9 protein-coding genes, 3 rRNA genes and 1 pseudogene are annotated in these 17,755 nt (G+C 63.7%); 1 reads left to right on the top strand and 12 read right to left on the bottom strand.

The annotated features are described in order from the left end of the window. Positions 1-7 precede the first annotated feature (7 nt). Complete coding sequence (locus tag D7316_RS02200; protein ID WP_232016729.1) at positions 8-865, top strand: alpha/beta fold hydrolase; 858 nt, start codon at positions 8-10, stop codon at positions 863-865. 55 nt (positions 866-920) lie between these two features. Here the strand turns inward: D7316_RS02200 and rrf are convergent. The 12 genes and pseudogenes from rrf to argB form a co-directional block, all read right to left on the bottom strand. Further along, positions 921-1,037, bottom strand: a 5S ribosomal RNA gene (rrf, locus tag D7316_RS02195). A 102-nt stretch (positions 1,038-1,139) separates the two neighbouring features. After that, positions 1,140-4,274 (bottom strand): 23S ribosomal RNA (locus D7316_RS02190). Between the two features lie 400 nt (positions 4,275-4,674). Continuing rightward, positions 4,675-6,195, bottom strand: a 16S ribosomal RNA gene (locus D7316_RS02185). The 16S, 23S and 5S rRNA genes sit together here, the layout of an rRNA operon. A 480-nt stretch (positions 6,196-6,675) precedes the next feature. Further along, positions 6,676-7,971, bottom strand: a complete 1,296-nt coding sequence (tyrS, locus tag D7316_RS02180; protein ID WP_124706845.1) for a tyrosine--tRNA ligase — start codon at positions 7,969-7,971, stop codon at positions 6,676-6,678. Between the two features lie 77 nt (positions 7,972-8,048). Then, a pseudogene (locus D7316_RS02175) lies at positions 8,049-8,258 on the bottom strand (Trm112 family protein); the annotation flags it as partial. A 96-nt stretch (positions 8,259-8,354) separates the two neighbouring features. Then, a complete protein-coding gene (locus tag D7316_RS02170) occupies positions 8,355-11,360 on the bottom strand; it encodes an AMP-binding protein (RefSeq protein WP_124706844.1) in 3,006 nt (1,001 codons plus the stop codon). A 91-nt stretch (positions 11,361-11,451) separates the two neighbouring features. Then, complete coding sequence (argH, locus tag D7316_RS02165; RefSeq protein ID WP_124706843.1) at positions 11,452-12,876, bottom strand: argininosuccinate lyase; 1,425 nt, start codon at positions 12,874-12,876, stop codon at positions 11,452-11,454. Further along, positions 12,873-14,087 carry an argininosuccinate synthase gene (locus tag D7316_RS02160; protein ID WP_124706842.1) on the bottom strand — a complete coding sequence of 405 codons (1,215 nt, stop codon included), beginning with the start codon at positions 14,085-14,087 and terminating at the stop codon, positions 12,873-12,875. The genes argH and D7316_RS02160 overlap by 4 nt, the downstream gene beginning before the upstream one ends. Positions 14,088-14,186: 99 nt before the next feature. Beyond that, positions 14,187-14,735 (bottom strand): arginine repressor, encoded by a 549-nt coding sequence (locus D7316_RS02155; RefSeq protein ID WP_232016728.1) that lies wholly within the window; start codon positions 14,733-14,735, stop codon positions 14,187-14,189. Further along, the gene (gene argF, locus D7316_RS02150) at positions 14,732-15,655 is read right to left on the bottom strand and encodes an ornithine carbamoyltransferase (protein ID WP_124706841.1); all 924 of its coding nucleotides are present in this window, start codon (positions 15,653-15,655) and stop codon (positions 14,732-14,734) included. The genes D7316_RS02155 and argF overlap by 4 nt, the downstream gene beginning before the upstream one ends. Further along, the gene (locus D7316_RS02145) at positions 15,652-16,848 is read right to left on the bottom strand and encodes an acetylornithine transaminase (RefSeq protein WP_124706840.1); all 1,197 of its coding nucleotides are present in this window, start codon (positions 16,846-16,848) and stop codon (positions 15,652-15,654) included. Before D7316_RS02145 ends, argF begins: the two co-directional genes overlap by 4 nt. Next, entirely contained in the window at positions 16,845-17,714 is an 870-nt protein-coding gene (gene argB, locus D7316_RS02140) for an acetylglutamate kinase (protein WP_232017115.1), read from the bottom strand. Before argB ends, D7316_RS02145 begins: the two co-directional genes overlap by 4 nt. Positions 17,715-17,755 lie beyond the last annotated feature (41 nt).

Genomic DNA, 17,755 nt, shown 5'->3' with positions numbered 1-17,755 from the left:
TGAGCAGGTGAACGACAACACGACGCTGACGCGCTCCGCACAGTGGGAGGGTCGAACCGTTGTCTGGGACCGATTCGGCTCCGGAGAACCGGTGGTGTTCCTGCACGGGACACCGTGGTCGTCCGCCCTCTGGCGAGAAACGGCCGACGCCTGCGCCCGTGGCTTCAGCGTCCATCTGTGGGACATGCCGGGGTACGGCGGGTCGTCGAAAGAACCCGAACACCCGGTCGATCTCGGCGTGCAGGCACGTCTGTTCGCCCATCTCCTCGACCTATGGGAACTGGACAGGCCTCATGTCGTCGCCCATGACATCGGCGGAGCCGTGGCCCTACGCACGGCACTTCTCCACGGGGCGCACTACCGATCGCTCTGCCTCGTGGACGTCGTCGCCCTTCGACCCTGGGGCTCACCGTTCTTCACGCTGGTCCACGACAACCCCGATGTGTTCGCCGCACTGCCGGCAGCCATCCATCGCGGTGTCCTCGAGGCGTACATCCGAGGTGCCGCCTACCGACAACTCCGCCCAGACGATCTCGACATGCTGATGTCACCGTGGCTCGACGACGCGGGACAAGCAGCCTTCTACCGGCAGATCGCGGAAGCCGACCAGATGTTCACCGACGCGATCGAACCGGCGTATCCGACGTTGGGCATTCCGACGCACATCGTCTGGGGACGCGAGGACACCTGGATACCCGTCGACCGTGCCCATCGGCTCCACGATCTCATCCCCGGCGCAACCGTGAGCGAGATCGCCGGCGCAGGTCACCTGATCCATTTCGACGCACCGGCCGCACTCACCGCGGAGATTCTGCGATGGCTGATCTCGCGCGCGACGAACTCGCGACAAACGCACGAGCCCTGAACGCACAAAAGGCTGTGGCCCCCGAGTAATACTCGGGGGCCACAGCTCAAATTGTGTTCGGCGGTGTCCTACTCTCCCACACTGATTAGGGTGCAGTACCATTGGCGCTGGAGGGCTTAGCTTCCGGGTTCGGAATGGGACCGGGCGTTTCCCCTCCGCTATGGCCGCCGTAACTTTATGAAACCCACACACACTTCGGGTTTGTTTTGCCTGATTGTGTGTTGTTTCAGAGGTGCATAGTGGATGCGTCACAGTCTTATCGGTGATAAGTGTTGTTGGTAAGTCCTCGGCCGATTAGTACCAGTCACCTGAACCCATTACTGAGCTTACAGTTCTGGCCTATCAACCCCATGGTCTGTGGGGGGCCTTACCCCCTCGAAGGGGGTGAGAAACCTCATCTTGGAACAGGCTTCCCGCTTAGATGCTTTCAGCGGTTATCCCTTCCGAACGTAGCTAACCAGCAGTGCCCTTGGTAGGACAACTGGCACACCAGAGGTTCGTCCGTCCCGGTCCTCTCGTACTAGGGACAGGTTTCCTCAAGTTTCTGACGCGCGCGGCGGATAGAGACCGAACTGTCTCACGACGTTCTAAACCCAGCTCGCGTGCCGCTTTAATGGGCGAACAGCCCAACCCTTGGGACCTACTCCAGCCCCAGGATGCGACGAGCCGACATCGAGGTGCCAAACCATCCCGTCGATATGGACTCTTGGGGAAGATCAGCCTGTTATCCCCGGGGTACCTTTTATCCGTTGAGCGACACCGCTTCCACTTGCCGGTGCCGGATCACTAGTCCCGACTTTCGTCCCTGCTCGACATGTACGTCTCACAGTCAAGCTCCCTTGTGCACTTACACTCAACACCTGATTGCCAACCAGGCTGAGGGAACCTTTGGGCGCCTCCGTTACATTTTGGGAGGCAACCGCCCCAGTTAAACTACCCACCAGGCACTGTCCCTGAACCCGATCAGGGTCCGAGGTTAGAAGTCCAATACGATCAGAGTGGTATTTCAACAACGACTCCACCCACACTGGCGTGCGAGTTTCACAGTCTCCCACCTATCCTACACAAACCGAACCGAACACCAATACCAAGCTATAGTGAAGGTCCCGGGGTCTTTTCGTCCTGCCGCGCGTAACGAGCATCTTTACTCGTACTGCAATTTCGCCGAGTCTGTGGTTGAGACAGCAGAGAAGTCGTTACGCCATTCGTGCAGGTCGGAACTTACCCGACAAGGAATTTCGCTACCTTAGGATGGTTATAGTTACCACCGCCGTTTACTGGGGCTTAAATTCTCAGCTTCGCACCCCGAAGGGCACTAACCGGTCCTCTTAACCTTCCAGCACCGGGCAGGCGTCAGTCCGTATACATCGTCTTACGACTTCGCACGGACCTGTGTTTTTAGTAAACAGTCGCTTCTCTCTGGTCTCTGCGACCCACACCAGCTCCCACCGAAAGGTGTTCACCAGTCTGGGTCCCCCTTCTCCCGAAGTTACGGGGGCATTTTGCCGAGTTCCTTAACCACAGTTCTCTCGATCGCCTTAGTATTCTCTACCTGACCACCTGTGTTGGTTTGGGGTACGGGCCGTGTACCAACTCGCTAGAGGCTTTTCTCGGCAGCATAGGATCATGGAATTCGCCGCAACGGCTACGCATCACCTCTCAGGATATCTGTGGCACGGATTTGCCTATGCCACTCCCTACAGGCTTACACCAGTACAACCACTGACTGGCCCCACTACCTTCCTGCGTCACCCCATCGCTTGCCTACTACCAGCCGAGGTCCCATGCAGCCCCATCCGGTCACCCGAAGGTGATCCATCCGGTTTTGGATGGTTAGTACAACTGATTCAGCATGGACGCCTGTACACGGGTACGGGAATATCAACCCGTTGTCCATCGACTACGCCTGTCGGCCTCGCCTTAGGTCCCGACTCACCCTGGGCGGATTAGCCTGGCCCAGGAACCCTTGGTCATTCGGCGGCAGAGTTTCTCACTCTGCTTTCGCTACTCATGCCTGCATTCTCACTCCCACACCCTCCACACCTAGCTCACGCCGGTGCTTCCAGGGATGCAGGACGCTCCCCTACCCACCCCACCCACTACACAACACCCCGTAAGGCATTGCGGATGTATTGGTGGAGTGCCGCGGCTTCGGCGGTGTACTTGAGCCCCGCTACATTGTCGGCGCAGGATCACTTGACCAGTGAGCTATTACGCACTCTTTCAAGGGTGGCTGCTTCTAAGCCAACCTCCTGGTTGTCTTCGCGACCCCACATCCTTTTCCACTTAGTACACGCTTAGGGGCCTTAGCCGGCGATCTGGGCTGTTTCCCTCTCGACTACGAACCTTATCGCCCGCAGTCTCACTGCCACACTCTCACTTACCGGCATTCGGAGTTTGGCTGACGTCAGTAACCTAGTAGGGCCCATCGGCCATCCAGTAGCTCTACCTCCGGTAAGAAACATGCAACGCTGCACCTAAATGCATTTCGGGGAGAACCAGCTATCACGGAGTTTGATTGGCCTTTCACCCCTACCCACAGCTCATCCCCTCCATTTTCAACTGAAGTGGGTTCGGGCCTCCACGACGTCTTACCGTCGCTTCACCCTGGCCATGGGTAGATCACTCCGCTTCGGGTCTAGACCCGGCGACTCAACGCCCTATTCAGACTCGCTTTCGCTACGGCTACCCCACACGGGTTAACCTCGCCACCGAGCACTAACTCGCAGGCTCATTCTTCAAAAGGCACGCCATCACCCACCACCCACCAAAGGGTGCACAGGCTTTGACGGATTGTAAGCGTCCGGTTTCAGGTACTATTTCACTCCCCTCCCGGGGTACTTTTCACCTTTCCCTCACGGTACTAGTCCGCTATCGGTCACCAGGAAGTATTCAGGCTTACCGGGTGGTCCCGGCAGATTCACAGCAGATTCCACGAGCCCGCTGCTACTTGGGAGAACATCACGCAAGACTGCAGGTTTTCAGCTACCGGACTCTCACCGACTACGGCAGACCATTCCAGGCCACTTCACCTAACCCACAATTTTATCACTCACGCCCAGCACGGCAGCACTGAGAAGATGAACCCCACAACCCCACACACACAACCCCTGCCGAGTCTCACATGCGCATGGTTTAGCCTCCTCCGCTTTCGCTCGCCACTACTCACGGAATCACAATTGTTTTCTCTTCCTATGGGTACTGAGATGTTTCACTTCCCCACGTTCCCCCCACACAGGCTATACATTCACCTGGTGGTAACACCCCATCACGGGTGCTGGGTTTCCCCATTCGGACACCCTCGGATCACAGCACGGTTGACAACTCCCCGAGGACTATCGCGGCCTCCCACGTCCTTCATCGGCTCCTGGTACCAAGGCATCCACCGAACGCCCTTAAACACTTACAACAACACCTACAAACAACCCCACACACAGTGAGGACCAAATGTAGACATCACCACAAAACGATAAACAACAAAATCAACCACAAACACCACAGTGTTCATGACAAATAAAGATGCTCGCATCCACTATGCACTTCTCAAACAACACACACCATTCATCCACTTACCCCTCCCCGCCTCATCACAAGACGGATCAGTAGAGCAGCGCTATGAACGGCCCTGAAGAAACGCGTGTTCCCTCAGAACCCCGATAGTGTACTGGCAGCACATCGGCCTCACGACCGACGACGACCCTGCCGGCCGCTGATGCGACAGACATGGGCTTGTTTGATGTTTCACCCTCGAACACACACTCGCCGCGGAACATACGCCCACGAAACGAGTGATGTTGTGTGCTCCTTAGAAAGGAGGTGATCCAGCCGCACCTTCCGGTACGGCTACCTTGTTACGACTTCGTCCCAATCGCCGATCCCACCTTCGACAGCTCCCTCCACAAGGGTTAGGCCACCGGCTTCGGGTGTTACCGACTTTCATGACGTGACGGGCGGTGTGTACAAGGCCCGGGAACGTATTCACCGCAGCGTTGCTGATCTGCGATTACTAGCGACTCCGACTTCACGGGGTCGAGTTGCAGACCCCGATCCGAACTGAGACCGGCTTTAAGGGATTCGCTCCACCTCACGGTATCGCAGCCCTCTGTACCGGCCATTGTAGCATGTGTGAAGCCCTGGACATAAGGGGCATGATGACTTGACGTCATCCCCACCTTCCTCCGAGTTGACCCCGGCAGTCTCCTGCAAGTCCCCGGCATAACCCGCTGGCAATACAGGACAAGGGTTGCGCTCGTTGCGGGACTTAACCCAACATCTCACGACACGAGCTGACGACAGCCATGCACCACCTGTACACCAACCACAAGGGAACATACATCTCTGTATGCGTCTGGTGTATGTCAAACCCAGGTAAGGTTCTTCGCGTTGCATCGAATTAATCCACATGCTCCGCCGCTTGTGCGGGCCCCCGTCAATTCCTTTGAGTTTTAGCCTTGCGGCCGTACTCCCCAGGCGGGGTACTTAATGCGTTAGCTACGGCACGGATCCCGTGAAAAGGAACCCACACCTAGTACCCACCGTTTACGGCGTGGACTACCAGGGTATCTAATCCTGTTCGCTACCCACGCTTTCGCTCCTCAGCGTCAGTTACTACCCAGAGACCCGCCTTCGCCACCGGTGTTCCTCCTGATATCTGCGCATTTCACCGCTACACCAGGAATTCCAGTCTCCCCTGTAGTACTCAAGTCTGCCCGTATCGCCTGCACGCCTGCAATTGAGTTGCAGAATTTCACAGACGACGCGACAAACCGCCTACGAGCTCTTTACGCCCAGTAATTCCGGACAACGCTTGCACCCTACGTATTACCGCGGCTGCTGGCACGTAGTTGGCCGGTGCTTCTTCTCCAGGTACCGTCACTCACGCTTCGTCCCTGGTGAAAGAGGTTTACAACCCGAAGGCCGTCATCCCTCACGCGGCGTCGCTGCATCAGGCTTGCGCCCATTGTGCAATATTCCCCACTGCTGCCTCCCGTAGGAGTCTGGGCCGTGTCTCAGTCCCAGTGTGGCCGATCACCCTCTCAGGTCGGCTACCCGTCGTCGCCTTGGTAGGCCATTACCCCACCAACAAGCTGATAGGCCGCGGGCCCATCCCAAACCGCAAAAGCTTTCCACCACAGAACATGCATCCCATGGTCATATCCGGTATTAGACCCAGTTTCCCAGGCTTATCCCAAAGTTTGGGGCAGATCACCCACGTGTTACTCACCCGTTCGCCACTCGAGTACCCAGCAAGCTGGGCCTTTCCGTTCGACTTGCATGTGTTAAGCACGCCGCCAGCGTTCGTCCTGAGCCAGGATCAAACTCTCCATGAAAACTTACTGAAAGCCGCCGACTCGAGAGCCGGCAGAGTTTCAACACAATCAGGAAAGCAAAACCTGACTAAAACAATCCTTAAAAACTGGCAAAAAACTCAACGCCACAAAATTGTGGCGCCAAAAATCCAATGCCATTCAAAATAAATGGCATCAAACAATCCACCAATACACTATCGAGTTCTCAAAGAACACACACCCACCGGCACTACCCCGTAAAGAGGCGCTCACCTGCAAGCTTTACGTTCTGTTTGGATTTGTTGTCCGTCTCCGGCGCAACTCTTCCAGCCTACCAGACCGTTTTCCGGTCCGCAACTCGCGATTCTGACTTCGTTTCGCGGGCTGGCCTCGCTAAGCCGCCCAGAACCATTGGCTCTTGGCACTTTCACTTCCCCGAGTCCTTGTCGGCCCCGGGGGAGTTGCTCTCTGCGGTGCGTCGATTAAGTTACACAGGTGCGAACAACGCGTCAAATCGCCTGGTCAGAGCGATATCGTCGCGCCGGCGAAACTCTTCTTCCCGCGGCGGATGACCAACCATCGCCCGTGCAGCAGATCCTGGGGCGCCGGCTGCCATTGCGCGTCGACGATCTTCGTGTTGTTCACGTACGCACCACCCTCGGCGACGGCACGTCGTGCAGCCTTGTTGCTGTCCGACAGCGCGGTGTCGACCAAGAGCTCGACGATGGTCGGACGCGTGCCGGCATAGTCGGCGACGGACGTCTCCCCCAGCGCGGCGGCGAGCGTCTGCTCGTCGAGGTCGGTGAGTTCGGCCCGTCCGAAGAGTGCCTGGCTGGCCAGTTCGGCCGCCGCGGTGTGCGCGGCACCGTGGATGAGGGTGGTCATCTCGGCGGCGAGGCGCTTCTGGGCCTTCCGCAGATGCGGTGTCTCCGCGGTGGCCTGCTCGAGTTCCGCGATCTCGTCTCGGTTCAGGAACGTGAACCACTTCAGATAGCGCACGACATCGGCATCGGCCGTGTTCACGAAGTACTGGTACCAAGCGTATGGGCTGGTCAGCTCGGGATCGAGCCAGAGGCTGCCCCCACCGGTGGACTTGCCGAACTTCTTCCCGTCCGACGACGTGACCAGCGGAACCGTCATCGCATGCAACGTCGCGCCGTCGATGCGTCGGGCGAGGTCGACACCGCCGACGATGTTGCCCCACTGGTCGGAACCACCGATCTGGAGTGTGCAGCCGTGACGCCGATGGAGTTGGACGAAGTCGTTCGACTGCAACAGCAGGTAGCTGAACTCGGTGTAGCTGATGCCGTCGCCCTCGAGTCGTCGGCGCACGGTCTCGCGCGCCAGCATCACGTTCACCGAGAAGTGTTTTCCGACGTCGCGGAGGAATTCGATGGCCGAGAGCTCGGCCGTCCAATCCATGTTGTTGACCACCACCGCCCCGTTCGACGAATCGTCGATGGTCACGAACCGTCGCAGCTGCGCGTCGATGCGGCCGGCCCACTCGGCGACGGTGTCGGTGGTGTTCATGGTGCGTTCGCCAACGTCGCGGGGGTCTCCGATGAGACCCGTCGCGCCACCGGCCAACACGATCGGCCGATGTCCGGCCTCCTGGAATCGGCGCAGCGTCAGCAGTGGGACGAGATGGCCGGCATGCAGGCTGGACGCGGTCGGGTCGAAGCCCGCATACAGAGTGATCGGCCCGCGAGTCAGCTCGGCACGCAGTTCGTCGAGGTCGGTCGACTGGGCGACCAGACCTCGCCATTCGAGCTCGGAGAGGATGTCGGCAGTGCTGCGGTCAGACGTCTCGGTGGTCACCCATCGATCTTGTCATCCTCCGCGGGACCTTCATCGACGACCACCGGCGCCGGGTTCTGGTCGGAATCGTCGGCCGCGCCGCCGGTCAATGTCGCGTGCTCGATGTCGTCGACCTTGCGCGCTTCGTCGGCCAGCATGACCGGGATGCCGTCGTCGTCGATCCGGTAGGCCACGCGCAGGCGCGGGTTGTAGAGCTCATCGCCCGCGTCGAGCAGGGGCCCATGATCCTGCGGGCACACGAGCCGCTCCCGGGTGATCGGATCGATGGCTTCGGCGCGTGACGTCACGTCTGGCTCCCACTTCCTGTCGGTACTTCCGCATCACCGGTGTCGGCACTGTCACTCTAATCCCCCGCGCCGACTCCCTGCCCGGCTGCCACCGTTCTACGAGGACGCCTGCTCCGAGGCGTCGAAACCCGACCAATTGGCTTCGGCCGCAACATTTCTCGTATACCGCCGATATCGTCCGGCGGGATCCCGATACCAGACCCGAGCTCCCGGCTTCGGCACTCCGCGTCGAGCCAGTCGACTCGCCTGCGGCCGATACGAGTCGGAGACCGGGATCTCGTCGACGACCCAGATCAGGTGCGGTCGTTCCTCCGCGGGCAGCCCACCCAGGCCGATGCGCAGCGCGGACACGGTGAGTGACTCCGACTTCCCGGCGATGCTCCGAGTCGTCACCGCGGCGACCGCGACCTGCTGGTCGGGTTCGCCGACGCCGTAGACGGCGACCTGGTCGACACCGCGGACCTGCGACAGGGCGAACTCGATCGGCGGCACATAGACGGGACCGGTCGAGGTGCGGATGACGGTCTCGACCGACCCGAAGAACCACAGGTCGTCTGCGGCGTCGCGGCGGAACAGATGTCCGGACACCTCCCAGCGGTCACGCGCGATGAAGACGTCACGCAGGACGGTCGACGAGGTGTCCACCCGGTGGCGGGCCTTGGCCATCAACAGACCGACCTCGCCGACCCCGGCCTTACGGACATATCCGGAGCCGTCGATGATCAGCCGGTTGCGGACCACGTCGAATGCGGCCACCTCGACCGGATTGGTCTCCGGCAACGCCTGCCCCATCGATCCGACCCGGTCGCCGGAGACGTTGGAGAGGATCGCCGAGCCGTCGGCGGTCGCGAAGAACTCGAGGACCCGGGCACGGGGGTAGCTCTCGAGCACCTCCGACCACAGACCGGCAGGCATCCCCGATCCCATGAACAACCGGATCGGGTTGTACTGATTGACCCGGAAATCCGGGGTCCGGACGATCTCGCGGAGCATCGTCCACGTGTAGGACACGACGGTGACACCGTAACGGTGGACCTCCATCGCGAAGGTCTCCGGGTCGATCCGCTCGGAGAGCGCGATCCGCGACCGACCCACGACCGTCGCACCGAGCGTGGTGAGCAGCCCGGACGCGTGGTGCAACGGCGGCAGGCAGTAGACGGTGTCGCGGTCGGTGAGCCCGGCCGCGGACGCGGCACCGAACGCCGACATCGCGAAACGGTGATTGGTCACCGGCCAGGGTGCGAGGTTGCCCCCGGATCGGGTGAACAGGATGAAGGCCAGATCGCCCGCGAGTCCGGGATCACGCCGGTACCAGGACGGAATGGTGACGGCGTCAGGATCGATCCGCTCCATGTCGATGATCGATGCGCCGTCGGCGGAGTCGATGTCCCGCGACTCCCCGCTGCCCCCGCCCAGGACCAGAACCCGATCGCTGTGCTTCGCCGCGACGTCGAGGTGGTTGGGGTCGGTGACCACGGTCAGACACTCCCCGAGGCGCAGCATCTCCGGGATGTCGCCGTCGCCATCGGACGACAACAGGACCGCGACGGCCCCGAGGCGGGACAAGGCGGCGACGACGACCAGTGCACTCGGTCGGGTGTCCATCATGACGCCGACGTGGGAGCCCGGTCGGACGCCACACTCGATGAGGCCGGCCACGACGTTGTCGATGCGCGCATTGACCTGGGCATGGGTCAGCACGCGGTTCTCGAAGAGGAACAATTCCTTGTCGGCGGCCCGTTTGCTGTTCTCCGACATCAGCTTGCCCAGCGATATCCTCGTGCCGGACTGGATCTGCCCCAGTCGCAACAGCCGCGGCACCGTCCGCACGGATTCCTGGGCGACCGCGCGCGAGGTCCGCTGCAGCGATGTGGCGATGCCGAGCAACTCGCGGGAGACCCCCGCGCCGGCGTCGGCGACCGAACCGAGCCCATGGGTGATCCGCGACGACATGCTCACGCCGGTGCCATGCGGATCCTGTGTCTCCGGCATCTCCTCGACGAGAGGCGGACGTTCACCGGTGCCCTCCTGCCACGACACCCAGTCCGAGGTGGTCGGCCAGGTGTGCGCGCCCGCGGTGCTCCCCACCACCAATCCGAAGTGCCCGACCGGCACCCGCGACTCGTAGACGTCGGCACCCGGTGCCGCCCGCAGGATGCCGCGGACCGCCAGCGGCTGTCCGATGTCATCCGCGTCGCCGACGAAAGCCAGTACCGGACAGGTGATCTCGGTCAATGACACAAGATCACCGTTGATGACGAAGCCACCGGACATCATCCGGTTGTGCACCACGAACTGACGCAGCAGTTCCGCCACCGCGGGACCCGACCAGGCGACCCAGCCCTCGGCCTCGATGAACCTGCGCTGGTCTTCGCGTGGGAGCAGCGCATCCCGGTCGTGGAGCTTACGGAGGAAGTCGATGCGGCTGCGCGCGGTCTTCACCGGGTCGACGAGCTGGAATCCGGCCCGAGCCATCCAGCCGGGCACCCACAGCCGGTTGAACACCTTGTCGGCGAGCAGTTCGGCACCGGGCACCACCAGGCCGGCCGGCAGTCCCAGCGGCAGTGCGGCGAGGACGTCGACCGGACTGCCGAAGGTGATGACGCTGGCGATCCCGGAGGATCGGCGGTAGGCGGCGGTCTGATAGGCGAACATCCCACCCTGCGAGTAACCCGCGAGGTGGATGTCGCGTCCGGTCGCCTCGATGATGAGGTCGATCGCCCGACTGACCGCCATCACGTGGTCGGCCAGGTTACGTTCCATGCCGCCCTCTTCGGAGTCGGGCGATCCGAAGTCGATCACCCAGGGGGTGATCCCGTTGCGGTGCAGGATGGACACCGCGCCGTTCTGTTCGGTGACGTCATAGACGTTGGCCGACACCATCATCGGGGGAACCATGACGACCTGGGGTCCGTCGGTGCGGGTATCCGGGAAGTACCGGCGCAGACGGAACATCTTCTCCGTCTCGACGATGCTGAACGGGGCGGGCTCGGTCCCGGTCTCGAGACCGCCGAGCCGCAAGACCTCGAGGCCGTTCTGTGCAGTGGCGAGGACACGGTCGAATGCGCCCCCGAGATCGGGCAGCGCGGGGAGTCCCACCATGACGCCGATGCCCTCCCATCATTCGTCGAGTGATGCACGTCTCTGTACCGACCTCCCCGTAGGCGGCGCCCTCAGCGTACTCAGGTGTCGGTCATGCCTCGACGCCCGACCATGTGGCGCGCCGTTGTGCCACCTGCGACCGCAACTCACCGAGTTGACGTTCGACCTGCACCGACGCGGTCCCGCCGTGAGCGTTGCGCGACTCGATCGATCCACGCACGGTCAGGACGTCGCGAACCGCCGGATTCAGATCCGGACTGATCGACGCCAGCGTGTCGTCGTCGAGATCGGCGAGCCCGATCCCACGCTCCTCCGCGGCCCGAACACTGGCCCCGGCGACCTCGTGTGCCACCCGGAACGGAACCCCTTGTCGGACCAGCCATTCCGCGATGTCGGTGGCGAGGGTGAAGCCGGCGGGGGCCAGCTCGGCCATTCGGTCCTCGTGGAACTCGAGAGTGCCGACGAGACCGGCCACCGCGGGCAGCAGGAGTTCGAGCTGTGCGACCGAGTCGAAGACCGGTTCCTTGTCCTCCTGCAGGTCGCGGTTGTACGCCAGCGGCTGGGCCTTGAGCGTCGCTAGCAAGCCCGTCAGGTTTCCGATGAGCCGGCCCGATTTGCCGCGCGCGAGCTCCGCGACATCCGGATTCTTCTTCTGCGGCATGATCGAACTACCCGTCGACCACGCATCGGCGAGCGTCACGTAGCCGAATTCGGGTGTGCTCCAAAGGATCACCTCTTCGGAGAGCCTGGACAGGTCGACTCCGATCATCGCCAGGACGAAGGCACCCTCGGCGGCGAAGTCGCGCGCCGCCGTCGCGTCGATGGAGTTCTCCGACGGCCTGTCGAAGCCCAGATCGGCCGCGATGGCCGCCGGGTCCAGGCCCAGCGACGAACCGGCCAGCGCACCGGACCCGTAGGGCGACACGGCGGTTCGGCGGTCGGCGTCGGCAAGGCGGTCCACGTCCCGGATCAGCGGGTGCGCGTGTGCGAGCAGGTGATGCGCCAACAACACCGGCTGCGCCGCCTGCAGGTGGGTCTTGCCGGGCATCACGGCATCGGGATGTGCCGTGGCCTGGCCGATCAAGGCGTCGACGATGTCGAGTACGCCGAGGGCGACGCGACGCATCGCGTCCCGCAGCCACATCCGGAACAGGGTCGCCACCTGATCGTTGCGCGACCGTCCGGCACGGAGCCGACCACCGAGCTCGGGTCCGACACGTTCGATCAGACCGCGCTCCAGCGCACCGTGCACGTCCTCGTCCGATTCCGCGGGACCGAACGAACCGTCGGCGACGTCGGCGGCGAGTTGTTCGAGCCCGACCAGCATCGCCTCGAGGTCATCGTCGGTCAGCAGTCCGGCGCTGTTGAGCACCCGGGCATGCGCCATCGACGCACGGACGTCGAACGGTGCCAGCACCCAGTCGAAATGAGTCGACTTGCTCAGCGCGGCCATCGCGGCGGCCGGGCCGTCGGCGAACCGGCCACCCCACAGCGAACCCTCGTTGGTACTGCTCACAGACCGAGGTCTCCCCCGGCGAGATCACGCTTCGCCGCGATCTTCGACGAGAGACCGTGCAGTTCGACGAACCCGCGGGCCGCAGACTGATCGAAGCTGTCGCCCTCGTCGTAGGTGGCGAGGTTGAAGTCGTAGAGCGACTCGCCGCTGCGTCGGCCGGTGACGGCGATGTGACCGCCGTGCAGGACGAGTCGGATGTCACCGCTGACATGCTCCTGGGTCGAGGCGACGAAGGCGTCCAGCGACCGCTTCAGCGGTGAGAACCACAGTCCGTCGTACACCAGCTCGGCCCACTTCTGGTCGGTGTGCCGCTTGTAGCGGCCCAGTTCGCGTTCCAGCGTGACATGCTCGAGCTCTTCGTGGGCCCGGATGAGCACCATCGCGCCCGGCGCCTCGTAGACCTCGCGGCTCTTGATGCCCACGAGCCGGTCCTCGACGACATCGAGGCGACCGACACCCTGTGCGCCGGCACGACGATTCAGCTCCTGGATCGCGCCCAGGACGCTGACCGGGCGGCCGTCGATGGCGATCGGGCGCCCCTTGTCGAAGCTGATGATCACCTCGTCGGGCGAGTTCCAGTTCACGGTCGGATCGTCGGTGTAGTCGTAGACGTCCTTGGTCGGCGCATTCCAGAGATCCTCGAGGAATCCGGTTTCCACGGCACGGCCCCACACGTTCTGGTCGATCGAGAACGGCGACTTCTTGGTCACATTGATCGGGATCTGGTTCTGCTCGGCGAAGCTGATCGCCTTCTCCCGGGTCCACGCGTAGTCACGCACGGGCGCGAGGACGTCGAGATCGGGCGCGAGCGAGGCGAATCCGACCTCGAAGCGCACCTGGTCGTTTCCCTTGCCGGTGCAGCCGTGGGCGACCACGGTGCCGCCGTGATCGCGGGCGGCGGTGACCAGGTGCTTGGCGATCAGCGGCCGCGAGATCGCCGACACCAGCGGGTAGCGGTCCATGTAGAGGGCGTTGGCGATGATCGCGCCCAGGCAGTACTCGTCGGCGAACTCGTCGCGGGCGTCCACCACGACGGCCTCGACCGCACCGCAGTCGAGGGCGCGTTGACGGATCACGTCCATGTCCTCGCCGCCCTGCCCGAGGTCGAGGGCGACAGCGACGACCTCCTTGCCGGTCTCCCGGCCGATCCAACTGATCGCGACCGAGGTGTCGAGTCCGCCCGAGTACGCGAGTACGACGCGTTCCGCCATGTCTGTCTCCTGTGTGTTGCTGCGCACCCGCGGCGTCTGGTGCCGCGCAGTGCCCGTGATTGATTGTCGTCGAAGGGCTGGGCTGTGGGGCCGCGTGGGTTACACGAGGCCCTCGATTCGTCGTGCGAGTTCTGCTCCGTCGACGGGTTCGCGAGCGACGACGAAGATGGTGTCGTCACCGGCGATGGTGCCGACGACGTCGGGCAGGCTGGCGCGATCGATCGCGCTGGCCAGGTAATGTGCTGCGCCCGGTGGGGTACGCAGCACCGCCAGGTTTCCGCTGCTGTCGGTCGAGACCAACAGCTCTGAGAGCAGCCGCGTGAGCCGGTCGGTCCCGCCGAACACACCGCGGACCGGTGACCCGTCCTCGGGAACCACGTAGACCCCGGCACCGCCGTCGGCGGCCCGCAGTTTCACCGCACCGAGTTCGTCGAGGTCGCGCGAGAGCGTGGCCTGGGTGGCCTCGATGCCCTCGCCGGCGAGGAGATGCTGGAGCTCGGACTGACTACGCACCTGGTGGGTGGACAGGATCTCGACGACCCGCGCATGCCGGCCCGCCTTCGTCGCCGCCAGCCGGGTCTCACCGGCCACCAGCCGGGGTTCGGGGTGTCCGGCACCGCCCGACGTCGATCTGCCGGTGGCGGTCATCGCTGCCCCAACAGCCAGATCAGCAGGGCCTTCTGCGCGTGCAGGCGGTTCTCCGCCTCGTCGAGGACCACGCTGGCCGGACCGTCGAGGACCGAGTCGGTGATCTCCTCGCCGCGGTGCGCGGGCAGGCAATGCAGGACGATCGCCGCCGGATCCGCGTGCGCGAGAAGGGCGTCGTTGATCTGATACGGCAGGAACGGAGCATGGCGGTCCTTGCCGTCACCCTCCTGCCCCATCGAGGTCCACGTGTCGGTCACCAGGACATCGGCTCCGGTGACTGCGGCCACGGGGTCGGTGACGACCCGCAGCGAGCCACCGGTGAGCGCCGCGCGCGCCTCGGTCGCCTCGACGACCTCGGCGGCCGGCTCGAAACCGCTTGGTGCACTGATGGTCACGTGCATGCCCGCGGTGACCCCACCCAGCGCCAGCGAATGCGCCATGTTGTTGGCGCCGTCACCGAGGTAGGTCATCGACAGACCCGCGGTCCGGCCTTTGCGCTCGATGATGGTCTGCAGGTCGGCGAGCACCTGGCACGGGTGGAAGGAATCCGACAACGCGTTGACGATCGGTATCGTCGCCGACGACGCCATCGCGTCGAGTCGGTCCTGACCGAAGGTCCGCCACACCACGGCGTCGACGAACCGCGACAGCACCCGACCGGTGTCCTCGATGGTCTCGTCACGGCCGAGCTGGGTCGTGGTGCCGTCCACGACAACCGCGTGGCCGCCCAGTTGCGCGATGCCCATCTCGAACGAGAAGCGCGTACGCGTGGAGTTCTTGTCGAAGATGACGCCGACACCGCGCGGACCGTCGAGTGGCCGGTGCGCAAACGGCGCCGACTTGACCTCGGCGGCCAACGCCAGGATCTCGGCCTGCTCCTCGGGTGTCACGTCGTCGTCGCGAAGGAAATGTCGTGTCATGCTGTCTTCTCCTGCTCGGCCCGGGCCGTCGCGACGTCCAGGATGCCGGGCAACGCTGCCACGAATCCCGCGCCCTGTTCCTCCGTCAGGATCAGCGGCGGTGCGAGTCGTAGGACGTCCGGGGCAGGCGCGTTGATCAGGAATCCGGCATCGCGCGCGGCGAGTTCCACCTTGCCGGCGATCGCGTCGTTCAGCACGACGCCGAGCAGCAGACCGGCACCCCGCACGTGCGAGATCTGCGGATGACCGAGGTCCTCGATCCCCGCCGCTATCGACTTGCCCACGGACGCAACGTGGTCGACGAGACCCTCGTCGTCGATCACCTTCAGGACCGCGAGCGCCGCCGCGGCGCATGCGGGGTTGCCGCCGAAGGTGGTGCCGTGTTGCCCGGGCTCGAACAGGTCGGCGGCCGCACCGGTGGCGATGCACGCACCGATGGGCATCCCGCCGCCGAGTCCCTTGGCCAAGGTCATCACGTCGGGCACGATCCCGGCCGTCTGATGCGCGAAGAACACGCCGGTACGGGCGATCCCGGTCTGGACCTCGTCGAGGATCAGCAGTGCACCACGCTCGGAGGTGATCCGACGCGCTGTGGCCAGATAGCCGTTGGGTGGCTCGACGACACCGCTCTCCCCGAGGATCGGCTCCAGGATCACCGCTGCCGTGTTCTCGGTCACGGCGGCGTCGAGCGCCTCGACGTCACCGTAGGGCACGAACCGGACACCTGGCGGCATAGGTTCGAAGGGTTCGCGTTTGGCCGGCTGGCCGGTCATCGCCAGCGCACCCATGGTGCGCCCGTGGAATGCCTTGTCGGCGGCCACGATCTCCGGCCTGCCGGTGCGGCGCGCGATCTTGAACGCGGCCTCGTTGGCCTCGGTTCCCGAGTTGCAGAAGAAGACCCGACCGGAGTGGCCGAACTTGCCCAGCAGGCGCTCGGCCAGTTCGACGACGGGCGCGCTGATGTACAGGTTGGAGATGTGACCCAACGTCTGCAGCTGGGTCGTCACCGCGTCGACGATCGCCGGGTGCGCGTGACCCAACGCGTTGACCGCGATTCCACCCAAAAGGTCGAGGTACTCCTTGCCGTCCGCGTCGCGGACGACGGCGCCGGATCCGTTGGTCAATGCGATCGCCGGGGTTCCGTAGTTGTTCATCAACGCGGCCGACCACCGCTGCTGCAACGGCTCGGTCATGATTGGCCCCCTGGGTTGTCTGAGTCGGCGACGACGGTCGTACCGGTCGAACTCTCGGTCAGCAGTTGGGCGAGCACCGAATGCGGTACCCGTCCGTCGATCACATGGGCCTGTCGCACCCCGCCGTCCACGGCGCGCAGGCACGCCTCCATCTTCGGCACCATGCCGGCGTCCAGCGACCCGAGAAGTCGGGCGACGTCACCGGTTCCGATCCGGGACACCAGCGACGTACGGTCCGGCCAATCGGTGTACAGGCCTTCGACATCGGTGAGCATCACCAGGCGTGATGCGCCCAGCGCCTCCGCGAGTGCGCCGGCCGCGGTGTCGGCGTTGATGTTGTGCACCACGCCATCCCGATCGGGGGCGATCGTCGAGACCACCGGGATCCGCCCGGCCGCCACCAGGTCGAGGACGGCCGAGGTGTTCACCGAGGTGACGTCGCCGACCAGGCCGATGTCGGTGGCGACACCGTCGACGAGCACGGTGCGCCGGCTGGCGGTGAACAGATGGGCATCCTCACCGGTGATGCCGACCGCATACGGTCCGTGCGCGTTGATCAGGCCGACCAACTCCCGGCCGACCTGACCGAACAGGACCATGCGGGCGACGTCCATCACTTCTGGTGTGGTGACGCGGAACCCGCCGCGGAACTCGCCCTCGAGTCCGAGCTTGGCCAGCATCGCCGAGATCTGTGGGCCGCCGCCGTGCACCACCACCGGATGAATTCCGCAGGCGCGCAGGAACACCATGTCCAGCGCGAAGGCCCGCTTGAGATCGTCGTCGATCATGGCGTTGCCGCCGTACTTGATCACCACCGTGGCGCCGTGCAACGACTGCAACGCCGGAAGTGATTCGGCGAGCACCATGGCCTTGTCCAGCGCGCTGAGGGCGCTCGAGTCGCCTCCCC

Origin of the sequence: Gordonia insulae (assembly GCF_003855095.1) — a bacterium.
GTDB lineage: Bacteria > Actinomycetota > Actinomycetes > Mycobacteriales > Mycobacteriaceae > Gordonia > Gordonia insulae.
Note: the sequence above shows the minus strand (reverse complement) of the source record. Positions and strands in the feature narration are given on the sequence as shown.

Bases quoted from the DNA above. Each gene is read 5' to 3' on its own strand.
- D7316_RS02170 (WP_124706844.1), bottom strand. From the start codon at position 11,360: ATGGTGGGACTCCCCGCGCTGCCCGATCTCGGGGGCGCATTCGACCGT.
- D7316_RS02160 (WP_124706842.1), bottom strand. From the start codon at position 14,087: ATGGCGGAACGCGTCGTACTCGCGTACTCGGGCGGACTCGACACCTCG.
- D7316_RS02155 (WP_232016728.1), bottom strand. From the start codon at position 14,735: ATGACCGCCACCGGCAGATCGACGTCGGGCGGTGCCGGACACCCCGAA.
- argF (WP_124706841.1), bottom strand. From the start codon at position 15,655: ATGACACGACATTTCCTTCGCGACGACGACGTGACACCCGAGGAGCAG.
- D7316_RS02145 (WP_124706840.1), bottom strand. From the start codon at position 16,848: ATGACCGAGCCGTTGCAGCAGCGGTGGTCGGCCGCGTTGATGAACAAC.
- argB (WP_232017115.1), bottom strand. From the start codon at position 17,714: ATGGTGCTCGCCGAATCACTTCCGGCGTTGCAGTCGTTGCACGGCGCC.